Origin of the sequence: Neorhizobium petrolearium (assembly GCF_029854435.1) — a bacterium.
GTDB lineage: Bacteria > Pseudomonadota > Alphaproteobacteria > Rhizobiales > Rhizobiaceae > Neorhizobium > Neorhizobium petrolearium.
On the sequence record NZ_CP123000.1, the window covers coordinates 5,382,548 to 5,394,156 of the forward strand.

The following is an 11,609-nucleotide window of genomic DNA, read 5'->3' on the forward strand; positions in this document are numbered from 1 at the left end:
AAGGGTAAGCTCATGTCTGCGAAAAAACCGGTCGTCATCGATCTCAAGTTCGAACGCCGCGAGGTGGATGCCGCACTCGCCAGTGCCTTTCCCGGCCGGACGGTGCTGCATGCCTCGGATCCAGACCTCGATCTTTCGGAAGCACGTTACGCAGTCATCTGGAAACCGGAACCGAACCTCTTTGAGCGCGCGCCGAAGCTGGAAGTTCTCTTTTCGGGCGGTGCGGGTGTCGATCACATCCTGTCCATGCCGAACCTGCCGGACATCCCGATCGTTCGTTTCGTCGACGAGAGCCTGACCACCCGGATGAGCGAGTGGGTCGTGCTGCAATGCCTGAGCCATCTGCGGCAGGCGCCGGCCTATCTGAAACAGCAGCGCGAACACCACTGGCGCGAGCTTTCGCAGCCGGAGGCGAAGGATCTCACCGTGGGGGTCATGGGGCTCGGGGTGCTTGGCCAGGATTCCGTGAAAAAGCTGAAGGTCATGGGCTTCGACGTGATCGGATGGTCGCGCAGCAGGAAGACGATCGAAGGTGTCGAAACATTCGACAGCGGCGAGCTGGACGCCTTTCTGGCGAGGACGGACATTCTCGTCGGCCTCCTGCCGTTGACGCCGGATACCCGCGGCATCTTCGATGCGTCGCTTTTCGCAAAGCTTCGGCAAGGCGGCGCGCTTGGCAGGCCCGTCTTCATCAATGCCGGTCGCGGTGGCAGCCAGGTAGATGCCGATCTTGCTGCAGCGCTCGGGAAAGGCATCCTCGGCGGCGCTTCGCTTGACGTTTTCGAGCAGGAGCCTTTACCGACCGACAGCCCCTATTGGGCGATGGAAAATGTCATCGTCACGCCGCATGCAGCTTCGGCTTCCGATGTCAGGGCCCTGTTCCGCAATGCCGAGGCCCAGATGGAGCGGCATGAAGCGGGTCAACCTCTTCAGCACGTGGTGGACCGCAGGACCGGCTACTAGGCGCGCCGGAACATTCGCATCCGCCAGCCGTTTCTTGTCCATGGGCCGGGGTAGTCCGGCTCGGACAAGGAGCGAATTCATGGATACCCGTCCCGATCCAAAAGGCCCCGAGAAGCGTCATCCGAACCCCATCGGCTCGCCGGTAGAGGAACCGATGAGCCCGACCGAAGCCCGCCAGGGGCGAAGGGGTTTTCCCGTCCTGATGGTGCTGATTGCGGGTCTCATCCTGGCGATGCTCGCTTGGGGCGGTGCCGAATGGTGGGGGGAAACCACTGCGCCTCCGCCTGAACAGACGGCAACGCCACCTGCGGGAAGCACGGCGCCGCAGAATCCGGACGCAGCACCCTCTGCCGATCCGGCCAATCCGCCGGCACCCACGCCGCCCGCAGGCAACGCGCCGGCCAACAACTGACAGCCAGGATAGAGTCTCTCGGCCGCGATCTTCGCGGCCGAATTGTGTTCTGGACTTCCTCGGCATTTTTTTCGATAAAACTGCCGGAGGTTGATCAGCCGTTGCCTCCGAATGCATCTCAGGCGGTGGAGCCGGTCTTCTCACAGATCGGGGCAAGGGCAGGCATGACAACCAAGACCGATATCGCGACCAGGGTTTACAACCACACCTGGAAGCTCGACCCGATCATCCGCAGCTTGATCGATACGGATTTCTACAAACTCCTGATGCTGCAGATGATCTGGAAGCTCTATCCGCAGATCGACGCGACCTTTTCCGTAATCAACCGCACGACCAGCGTCAAACTGGCCGAGGAGATCGACGAAGGAGCACTGCGCGAACAGCTCGATCACGCCCGCACGGTGAGCCTTTCCAAGAAGGAGATGATCTGGCTCGCAGGTAACACCTTCTATGGCCGCAAGCAGATTTTCGAACCGGAATTCCTGAACTGGCTCTCCACCTATAAGCTGCCCGAATACGAACTCTCCAAGCGGGACGGTCAGTATGAGCTGAATTTCTACGGGAAATGGATGGAGACGACGCTTTGGGAAATTCCCGCGCTGGCCATCATCAACGAACTGCGTTCACGTGCCGCCATGCGCTCGTTCGGCTATTTCACACTCGACGTGCTCTACGCACGGGCGAAGGCCAAGATGTGGGAGAAGGTCGAGCGGCTAAGGAAACTTCCTGGCTTGCGCATCTCCGATTTCGGCACCCGCCGGCGCCACAGCTTCCTCTGGCAGCGCTGGTGTGTCGAGGCATTGAAGGAGGGTATCGGCCCGGCTTTTACCGGTACGAGCAATGTGCTGCTCGCCATGGATTCCGACCTCGAAGCGGTCGGCACCAACGCCCACGAACTGCCGATGGTCGCCGCGGCACTCGCCAGGAGCGATGAGGAATTGCGCAATGCACCCTATCAGGTTTTGAAGGACTGGAACCGGCTTTATCACGGTAACCTGCTCATCGTGCTGCCGGATGCTTTTGGTACAGCAGCCTTCCTGCGCGATGCACCGGATTGGGTGGCCGATTGGACCGGCTTCCGGCCGGACAGTGCACCACCGATCGAAGGCGGCGAGATGATCATCGCCTGGTGGAAGAAGATGGGCCGCGATCCGAAAAACAAGCTGCTGATCTTTTCCGACGGACTCGATGTCGATGCGATCATCGACACCTACAAGCATTTCGAGGGTCGGGCCCGCATGAGCTTCGGCTGGGGCACCAATCTCACGAACGACTTCGCCGGCTGTGCTCCTCGCGAGATCGCCGGTCTGATGCCGATCTCCGTGGTATGCAAGGTCAGCGAGGCGAACGGCCGCCCGGCGGTTAAGCTTTCGGACAACCCCCGCAAGGCGACCGGCGATCCGGCCGAGGTGGAACGCTACCTGAAGTTCTTCGGCCAGGAAGGCCGGCACGACCAAGCCGTCCTGGTTTGAGGATTCGTCAAAACCAAACAGGTCGGGAGAAAATCAGTCCCGGCCGATGCGCGGGATGAAAAATCCCGTCCTGCGCTTGTATTCCCGGTATTCGTCGGCAAGCTGCGAGGTCTCGAAATTGCGCTCCTCCATCTTCGCCGCGGCGATATAGACGATCGCGAAGAAGATCACGGGAACCGGCGACCAGATCGACGACCAGGAAGCCAGCGCCCATCCGGACCAGAACATCAGGTAGGAACTGTAGAAGGGATGGCGGAGATAGCGGTAGGGGCCATCGGAAACGATGCCGTGGGGCAGGGCGGGATCGAAAGCGAACCGCAGGCGGGCCTGGCGCGAGGCCCAGATCGCCCACCAGAAGAGGGCGGCGGCGGCGATCTCGATGATCAGGCCAACGGCCTGCACCCAGAGCAACTGCGTCCCTGTCCATTGCAGGTAAAGGAAAAGCAAAGTCGTCAGTATCACCGCCGCGGATATGAGGCGCGCTCTCCAGGTCATGGCAGCCGACGTGAAGTGATTCTTCAGCGACCACGTATAAAAGCCGATGACCGTAAGACTGGTGATGGTAATGAGGGTATCCAAAACGCCTTGCATAACTCTGTCCCCCGCGAGCGATGCAGAAACTAACGATCCGTTCATCCTGTTACAAGGCAGTTTGGTGCTCGCTTTCAAAGTTTAAAGCTTTCTTTGTGAAAAAGCCCCAGACTTTATCGATGTTATATCTGAAGTCAGGAATGACGGCGTGAAGGCCGCGGAACGAACGATCACGACCCGGCATGGGCGCATCCGAATAAGCGATACGCAGGGCGCTGGCCTTCCGTTGCTCTTCCTGCATGGCTCTTCCTCCTCACGGAAGGTTTTCGAGCGGCAATATGATCCGAGGCTCCTGGAGAAGACGCGCATCCTGGCCCTCGACCTGCCCGGACACGGCGAATCCGATGATGCGGCTGACCCTGACATCGCCTATACGATGACCGGCCTTGTCGAGACGGTAGAGGACGTTCTCGGCAAGCTTGGCATTCATCGGCTCGCGGTATTCGGCTGGTCGCTCGGCGGTCACCTCGCGATCGAATTGCTGGCCCGCAACCATGCGGTGGAGGGGATACTCATCGCCGGCACTCCGCCGGTCGCGCCGGGCCTGATCGGGATGCTGCGAGGGTTCCACCCGTCATTCGACCTCATGCTGGCCTCGAAGCCGAACTGGTCCGAACGGGATATCGATCGCTTCGAAAGCATCTGTTTCGGCCGGAGCGCGACACCCGACATCCGCAATGGGCTCATCCGCACGGATGGCCGGTTGCGGGCGGTCTTCTCGCGAAGCATGCTGCGTGGCGACGGCCACAATCAGCGCCGTGCCGTGCTGGATGCCGATGTGCCGGTGTTCCTCGTCAATGGCGGGGACGATCCGTTCATCCGCCAAAGCTATGTCGCCGGCTTCGAGGATCGCGCTCGCGGTCATTATGTTGAAGTGATCGAAGGCGCCGGACATGCCTTGTTTCGGGAGAGGCCGGAGCCTTTCAACGCGATCCTGGAGCGCTTCGTCGATACCGTGCTCGTGAGACGTACCCGGCAGACACCGCGTGCCGCCTCTTCATCTTGAGAGCTGCGATCAAAAAAACACGTCCGGTCCGCCGGCCCCATTGCCAATGGTCGATCGGAATCTATTTGCCTCCTTGAAGCCGGGGAGGATCTGGCCATGGAATACCGTTTCCTGATTGTCGAGGACAGCCCGCTGGTGGCCATGGACATCGAGGATGCGATTCAGCGAAGTGGGCATGAGGTCGTCGGCATCGCGCCCGACATGACGGGGGCGCTGAACTATACGCGTGAGACGGATATCGCCTTCGTGGATGTACACCTTGCCGATGGTGAAACCGGTCCCGAGATCGCAAGGGCGCTTGCCGAATACGACATCGTCGTGATCATGATTACGGGCAATCCCGGCCTGGTCGCGTCCGGGGTCTCGGGTGCGGTCGGCGTCATGGCGAAGCCACTCTCCGACCAGGCCTCCATGGACCTGATCCAGTTCGCGGTCGATCGAAAGAACGGCCGACCGGGAACCCCGCCGGCAAGATTGCGGCTTTTCCATTAAATTCTGCCTGCCCGACCAAAACAGGTTGTTCAATCCGTTGATGACAGGCTATGGCAGTCAACGGATTGGGATACATCCAGGCAGCAGCGGGCTCACAATGCGTTATTTCATCACCGGAACGGCAGGCTTCATCGGTTTCCATCTGGCGCGGCGCCTGCTTGAACAAGGGCACGAAGTGCTCGGCTTCGATGGCATGACTCCCTATTACAGCCTTCGCCTCAAGGAGGCACGCAATGCGGGATTGGCGCAGTTTCCATCATTCCGTCCCGTCATGGGCATGCTGGAAGACAAGGTGCTGCTGGAAAGATCCTTGGCCGATTTCAAGCCGGATATCCTGGTCCACCTCGCCGCGCAGGCAGGTGTGCGTTACAGTCTCGAAAATCCCAAGGCCTATCTCGATTCCAATCTTGTCGGGTCCTGGAACATCCTGGAAATCGCCCGCACCTATGGTGTGGGACACCTGATGCTCGCCTCGACCTCTTCGGTTTACGGTGCCAATCCCGAGGTTCCGTTCCGGGAGACCGACAAGGCCGATGAGCCGCTCACGTTCTATGCGGCAAGCAAGAAGGCCATGGAGGTGATGGCCCACAGCTACGCCCATCTCTATAAGGTGCCGACCACCGCATTCCGCTTCTTCACCGTATACGGCCCGTGGGGCCGGCCGGACATGGCGCTCTTCAAGTTCGTCAAGGCGATGATCGAGGATCGCGAGATCGAGGTCTACGGCGAAGGCAGGATGAGCCGGGATTTCACCTATATCGATGATCTGGTGGATTCGATCGTCGATTTGTCGCGCATCCTTCCCGGCGAGGATAACCGCGTCCCCGAGGTCGACACGCTGTCCAGTCAGGGGCCGTTCCGTGTCGTCAATATCGGCGGTGGCCAGCCGGCTGGCCTCCTCGACTTCGTCGAGACGATCGAACGGATCATGGGAAAGCCGGCAAATCGCAAGATGCTGCCGATGCAGAAAGGTGATGTGCCGCGGACCTTCGCAAGCCCGGATCTGCTTGTTGCGCTCACCGGCAGGAAACCCGAAACGAACCTGGAAGAGGGCGTCAGAGCTTTCGTTCAGTGGTATCTGGATCATCGGCACGAGATCGACTGATCGGTGCCGATGATCCGGAACCGCCCGAGGACGCGATCGTCTCAGCCCCTTCCGAATTCGTCGGTTATGCGGATGATGTCGTCTTCTCCGAGATAGGAACCGGTCTGGACCTCGATCATTTCGAGGGTGATCTTGCCGGGGTTGGCGAGGCGATGGACTTCGCCCTGGGGAATGTAGACGGATTCGTTCTCACGCACGATCCTGACCTCGTCGCCGATCGTCACTTCCGCGGTGCCCTTGACGCAGATCCAGTGTTCGGACCGGTGGTGATGCTTCTGCAGCGAAAGCTTCTTGCCGGGGGAGACGAACAGCCGCTTGACCTGGAAACGGTCGCCGTTGAGCACCGAGGTATAGCCGCCCCAGGGACGATAGGAGGTGGGATGGGTCTCCGTCAGTGCGGCGGTCGCCCGTGCGGCGGCGAGCTGCTTGACGAGTGCGCCGACATTCTGGCTTTCGTCCAGCCGGCCGACATAGACGGCATCCTCGCTGGCGATGACGGCGACCCCATCGAGCCCCTGGACGGCGAGATGGCTGGTGCGCGACATGACGAGCGAATTCTTCGTATTGACCAGCGTCGCCTTGCCGGTGGCGACATTGCCGGCCGCGTCGCGGGTGCCGAGCTTCCAGACCGCATCCCAGCTGCCGAGGTCCGACCAGGTGAAGGAAGATGGCACGACTGCGGCGTTGGCGGTCTTCTCCATGATCGCGTAGTCGACCGAGATGTCCGGGCTGGCCGAAAACGCTTCCGCGTCCAGGCGGGTGAAGTCGAGGTCGCCGGAGGTCTTGGCCACGGCGGCACGGGCCGCCCTGTCCACCTCGGGGGCGAAGGCGGCCATCTCTTTCAGCACCTGTCCGGCGGTGAACATGAAGATGCCGGAGTTCCAGGCGAACCCGCCGGCCGCCAGCATGTGCTCCGCCTCCGCCAGGGCCGGCTTCTCGACGAAGCGCCTCACCTTGCAGGCGCCGGTTTCCAGCGCCTCACCGATCTCGATATAGCCGTAGCCCGTGGCCGGTTCCGTCGGCGTGATGCCGAAAGTGACGAGCTTGCCGGCAAGGGCGGTCTCCCGTGCGATGCGGATCGCCCCGAAATACCCTTCATCGGCGACGATCTCGTGGTCGGAGGCCAGCACCTGCAGGATGGCGTCCTCGCCGAACCGGCTTGCCGCGAAGGCAGCCGCCGCGGCCACCGCAGGCGCAGTGTTGCGGGCCACTGGCTCGAGCAGGATGCCGGAAAGCCTGATGCCGAGCTCGCGGGCCTGTTCGGCGACCAGGAAGCGGAAATCCTCGTTGGTGATGACCACCGGGGCCTCGTACAGCGCCGGATCCGAAACGCGCGACAGGGTGGCCTGGAACAGCGTCCGGTCGCCGACGAACTGGATGAACTGTTTGGGCGCACTCGCACGCGACAGCGGCCACAGCCGCGTCCCCTTGCCACCGGCCATGATGACGGGGATGATCTTGGTCTTCATCGAAACGATCTCCGGTTCATTCGTTCGTCGTCGGGCGCAGCGTCCGCTGCCCGGCCCATTCGCGGATCAATGAAAGGCCCTGGTCGAGCAGGGCCTTCGCTGCGTCTTCCGTCCGGGCTTCCACGTAGCAGCGCATCTCCGGGGCATTGCCGGACGGTCGGAAATGGATGATCCGCCCGTCGTCCAGCCTCACCCTCAGGCCGTCGATATCGCTTTTGTCCGCGATCGCGCCGAGCGGCCGAAGGAAGGCGGCGAGATTATCGTCGGAGGCGCGCAGATGTGCCATCAACGCCGCGCTCGTCTCGACCGAAAAATCCTCCAGCCGGTCGGCGGCCGCAAACGGTAGCCGGAAAGAGGCGGCGATCTCAGACAGCGGTTTCTTCTCCGCTGCGGCAAGCGAAAGTGCGGCGAGCAGCGGCAGGAAACTGTCGCGGGTCGGCAGCGGATGGAGCGATGCGCCATCGACCACGAACGGCGAGGCGGTCAAAAGGCCGCCATTGGCTTCGAAGCCCATGATGCCCGTCTTCCCGGCCCGCAGCGCTTCCAGCATGCCGGCGATCACGAAGGGCGAGCCGACTTTCGTGCGGATGACGGCAAAATCCCCCGCCGCCTCGATGCCGGAATTGGAGGTGACCGGCGTCACCACCACCTTCGCCTCCAGGAACCTGGCGGCGATCAGGCCGAGAAGATCGCCGCGCAGCACCTCTCCCGTCTCGTCGGCCATCAGCGGTCGGTCGCCGTCGCCGTCGGCCGAGACGATCGCATCGAGCTTGTGTTCCGCCGCCCAGCCCTTCAGGAGGACGGCGGTCTCAGTCGAGACCGCTTCCGTGTCGACGGGGATGAACTCCGCGGAGCGGCCAAGCGGCACGACATCGGCGCCATGACCTTCAAGCATCGTCACGAGCAGGTCGCGGGCGACGGTGGAATGCTGGTAGACGCCGATCCTGAGGCCGGCGAGCTCGCGCTGCGGCAAGAGCCCGGCATAACGGGCGAGGAAAAGCGCCTCGGCCTCCGCCGAGCGATCCGGTGCCGCGCCGGGTGTCGCATCGATCTCCTGCCCGTCGAACCCGGCGGCGATCGCGCCGATGCGGACCTCGTCCTGCTTGTCGATCTCGCCGTCGGGGCGGTAGAACTTGATGCCGTTGCGGTCGGCCGGGATATGCGAACCGGTGACCATCAGCGCGGCGGCGCCGAGCTTCAACCCGTAAAGCGCCAGTGCCGGCGTCGGCACTGCGCCGCAATCGACCGGCGACAGGCCGGCACGCTGCAGGGCGCCAATAACGGTCTGAGCAATCCCCGGACTCGATGCCCGGAAATCACGACCGACCAGCACGACGTCACCCGCCTTTGCCGCACCTGTTTCGATCAAGCGCCGCGCAAACGCCTGCGTATAGAGCGATGACGCCCGGCCCTCCAGGGCCGTCACAAGTCCACGAAGACCACTTGTGCCGAACTTCATGAAGTACCCATATGAAAATTACAGCCCTCATCATTCCAGGGTTCGTTTCGCATGGAAATAAAGCCGAAACTCGCGACGCCGTAAACTGTCATTACTGACCTAATCTATACCAGGATTGTCTTTGAAATCATTATATATACCGTCATGAGTGCCAATCAGTCTTCCCTCTCCCGCAGCGCTTGGCCGGATTCGGATAATGGTGTTATCCTGTTTTTGTAAATAAGCCTATCAGGATTGCCTGACTGATTGATGTCGGCCGAATGCACTGCTTCGGCTTTCCAGGGATGGAACCCTATGGGACTGAATGTCTTCAAGTCTGTCGCCTTCGTCGTCCCGCTTGCCGGCCTGGCGTTTCTCATGGAGTTCGGAGAGAAGACGGATGAGAGTGCCTGCTCCGGAACTCTTGCCTTCGAGAAGGCACGGCAGCTTATGGAAGGCCGCCCGGAGGTGATCGACATGTCCTTGAAAGGCTTTCGGTGGGTGGACGATTGCCGTTTCGCCATGAATGGTTATGCAGATGTCGAGACCGGCGCAGGTCCGGACCGCCTGGGTTTCGAACTCCTGGTGGCTTTCGATCCGCAAGCGCGCCGATGGCAGCAGGCCGGCTTTTCGATGACGCGTTAGACCGCGCCGAGGACTCCCGGGCACCCGGATCTTCAGTAGCGGATAAAGGGAGAATGGCGGACAGAGAGGGATTCGAACCCTCGATACGCTTTCACGTATACACGCGTTCCAGGCGTGCGCCTTCAACCACTCGGCCACCTGTCCTTGGAGTAAGGGCTGCATTGAAATCGGGGCAACGCAGCGGTCGGGCGCGATATATACCGATGAATTCTCAGGGATCAACCGGAATCTGAACGATTTTTGACACCGGCCCACAAAAGCTTCGCTGCCTCGTTGCCAAGCCCGCCGAACCTGCCTTATTTCTGCGGGGCGGATTGCGGCCGGACAGTATCGGGTGGGCCGCAGATAACGAACGGCTTTGTCTGGAATGAGAATCGTCCGGGGTATCTTCCATCTGTTGAGTGCTTTTGCGCTTCTGGCCGCGATCGTTGCCGGCGTGCTGGATTCGATCCAGTCGGTTTCAGCTTCGTCGGTCGTGGTGACGAGCCTCGGCAACGCCTGGCTCAATCTTGATCCGGAAAGCCTGACGCTCGCCGAGATCTCCGCCGAGACCTATGTCAGCCCCGATATCTGGCGGCCCTTCGTGGCACCGGTGCTGGCCCAGCCGGCTTTTGCCGTGTTCCTGGTGCTGGCGCTTCTTTTCTGGATGGCCGGATATCGCAAGCCGCGCTTCGCCGGGCGGTTTTCCGCCTGACGGGGATAACGCCCTGCCTATCGATGGTCCATGAAAGTCGCTTGGAGCTGCGAATTTATGCAGTTTCGTCAACTCTTTGGATAAGTTTTCGGCAATTCGTTCGTTTTTTACCAGTTGAAAAAAATCTCGTGAATTTTTCCGAAACCCGTGCAAGAGTGGCCGGAGCCGGACCCTTGGAAAAGGGGGCAGGTGGCCGCAGATGTACCGGGGAACGGGCTTGCGGGAGGATCCAAACAGCTAAAAAACAGGGCTGCACAATGAAGAAAACCTTTTTGAGCCTCATTGCCTTGGCTGCCATGTCGGCAACGGCGCTTGCCGCAGAGGTCAAGCCGGCATTGGTCTACGGTACCGGCGGCAAGTTCGACAAATCCTTCAACGAGGCCGCCTTTGCGGGCGCCGAACAGTTCAAGAAGGAAACGGGCATCGAGTTCCGGGATTTCGAGCCCACCAACGACACCCAGGGCGAACAGGCCATCCGCAACTTTGCAAGCCGTGGTTTCAATCCGGTCGTGGCCGTCTCGTTTGCGTGGACCTCGGCCATGGAAAAGGTCGCAGCCGAATATCCTGACACCAAGTTCGCGATCGTCGATTCCGTCGTCGACCTGCCGAACGTCCGCTCCGTCCTTTATAAGGAAGAAGAGGGCTCCTATCTCGTCGGCCTTCTCGCCGGCATGGCCTCCAAGACCGGCAAGGTCGGCTTTATCGGCGGCATGGACATCCCGCTGATCCGCAAGTTCGGCTGCGGCTATGTCCAGGGCGTCAAGGCTGCCAAGGCCGATGCTCAGGTCTTCCAGAATATGACCGGCACGACGGGTGCGGCCTGGAATGACCCGGTCCGCGGCGGCGAGCTCACCAAGAACCAGATCGACCAGGGCGCCGACGTGATCTATGCGGCAGCCGGTGCGACAGGCCTCGGCGTGCTGCAGACGGCGGCCGACAACAAGAAGCTTTCGATCGGTGTCGACTCCAACCAGAACCACCTGCATCCGGGTTCCGTCCTGACCTCAATGGTCAAGCGCGTCGATCTTGCTGTCTACAATGCGTTCAAGGATACCAAGGACGACAAGTTCTCGGCCGGCATCCAGGCTCTGGGCGTCAAGGAAGACGGTGTCGCCTACGCACTCGACGACAACAACAAGTCGCTCATCACGCCGGAAATGAAAACCGCCGTTGAAAAGGCCAAGGCCGAAATCATTTCGGGCGCCGTCAAGGTGCACGACTACATGTCGGACAATTCCTGCCCGAACTAAGGACGGTTGCAGGGGCGCATGGCGACGGGAATCGCCATGCGCCCTTTTTGCATATCAAGCGGAAAGGCGGAC

The 11,609-nt window shown here is 61.1% G+C and carries 12 protein-coding genes and 1 tRNA gene; 9 read left to right on the forward strand and 4 right to left on the reverse strand.

From position 1 onward, the window contains the following. The first annotated feature begins 12 nt into the window (after positions 1-12). From QEO92_RS25895 to pncB, 3 genes are all read left to right on the forward strand, one after another. Positions 13-963 (forward strand): 2-hydroxyacid dehydrogenase, encoded by a 951-nt coding sequence (locus tag QEO92_RS25895; protein WP_227704932.1) that lies wholly within the window; start codon positions 13-15, stop codon positions 961-963. Between the two features lie 79 nt (positions 964-1,042). Next, entirely contained in the window at positions 1,043-1,375 is a 333-nt protein-coding gene (locus QEO92_RS25900) for a flagellar basal body-associated FliL family protein (protein WP_052182868.1), read from the forward strand. A 164-nt stretch (positions 1,376-1,539) separates the two neighbouring features. Continuing rightward, the gene (gene pncB, locus QEO92_RS25905) at positions 1,540-2,847 is read left to right on the forward strand and encodes a nicotinate phosphoribosyltransferase (RefSeq protein ID WP_037151859.1); all 1,308 of its coding nucleotides are present in this window, start codon (positions 1,540-1,542) and stop codon (positions 2,845-2,847) included. 33 nt (positions 2,848-2,880) lie between these two features. Here pncB and QEO92_RS25910 read toward each other — a convergent pair whose 3' ends face one another. Beyond that, positions 2,881-3,438, reverse strand: a complete 558-nt coding sequence (locus QEO92_RS25910) for a methyltransferase family protein (protein ID WP_037151478.1) — start codon at positions 3,436-3,438, stop codon at positions 2,881-2,883. 148 nt (positions 3,439-3,586) lie between these two features. On the opposite strand from QEO92_RS25910, the gene QEO92_RS25915 reads away from it, so the two are divergent. From QEO92_RS25915 to QEO92_RS25925, 3 genes are all read left to right on the forward strand, one after another. Continuing rightward, positions 3,587-4,444, forward strand: a complete 858-nt coding sequence (locus tag QEO92_RS25915; RefSeq protein WP_227704933.1) for an alpha/beta fold hydrolase — start codon at positions 3,587-3,589, stop codon at positions 4,442-4,444. 96 nt (positions 4,445-4,540) lie between these two features. After that, positions 4,541-4,936: a response regulator gene (locus tag QEO92_RS25920; RefSeq protein WP_052182867.1), complete on the forward strand. Its 396-nt coding sequence runs from the start codon at positions 4,541-4,543 to the stop codon at positions 4,934-4,936. Positions 4,937-5,033: 97 nt separating this feature from the next. After that, positions 5,034-6,041: an NAD-dependent epimerase/dehydratase family protein gene (locus QEO92_RS25925; RefSeq protein WP_227704934.1), complete on the forward strand. Its 1,008-nt coding sequence runs from the start codon at positions 5,034-5,036 to the stop codon at positions 6,039-6,041. Between the two features lie 41 nt (positions 6,042-6,082). Here the strand turns inward: QEO92_RS25925 and QEO92_RS25930 are convergent, their stop codons facing one another. Next, the gene (locus QEO92_RS25930) at positions 6,083-7,510 is read right to left on the reverse strand and encodes a mannose-1-phosphate guanylyltransferase/mannose-6-phosphate isomerase (protein ID WP_227704935.1); all 1,428 of its coding nucleotides are present in this window, start codon (positions 7,508-7,510) and stop codon (positions 6,083-6,085) included. 16 nt (positions 7,511-7,526) lie between these two features. Beyond that, positions 7,527-8,969 (reverse strand): phosphomannomutase, encoded by a 1,443-nt coding sequence (locus QEO92_RS25935; RefSeq protein WP_227704936.1) that lies wholly within the window; start codon positions 8,967-8,969, stop codon positions 7,527-7,529. Positions 8,970-9,263: 294 nt separating this feature from the next. On the opposite strand from QEO92_RS25935, the gene QEO92_RS25940 reads away from it, so the two are divergent. Next, on the forward strand, positions 9,264-9,593 hold the full coding sequence (locus QEO92_RS25940) for a hypothetical protein (protein ID WP_227704937.1): 330 nt from the start codon (positions 9,264-9,266) through the stop codon (positions 9,591-9,593). Positions 9,594-9,647: 54 nt separating this feature from the next. Here QEO92_RS25940 and QEO92_RS25945 read toward each other — a convergent pair. Beyond that, a tRNA-Ser gene (locus QEO92_RS25945) sits at positions 9,648-9,737 on the reverse strand. A 223-nt stretch (positions 9,738-9,960) separates the two neighbouring features. On the opposite strand from QEO92_RS25945, the gene QEO92_RS25950 reads away from it, so the two are divergent. Further along, a complete protein-coding gene (locus tag QEO92_RS25950; protein WP_227704938.1) occupies positions 9,961-10,287 on the forward strand; it encodes a hypothetical protein in 327 nt (108 codons plus the stop codon). 257 nt (positions 10,288-10,544) lie between these two features. Continuing rightward, positions 10,545-11,537 (forward strand): BMP family lipoprotein, encoded by a 993-nt coding sequence (locus tag QEO92_RS25955; protein WP_227704939.1) that lies wholly within the window; start codon positions 10,545-10,547, stop codon positions 11,535-11,537. Positions 11,538-11,609 lie beyond the last annotated feature (72 nt).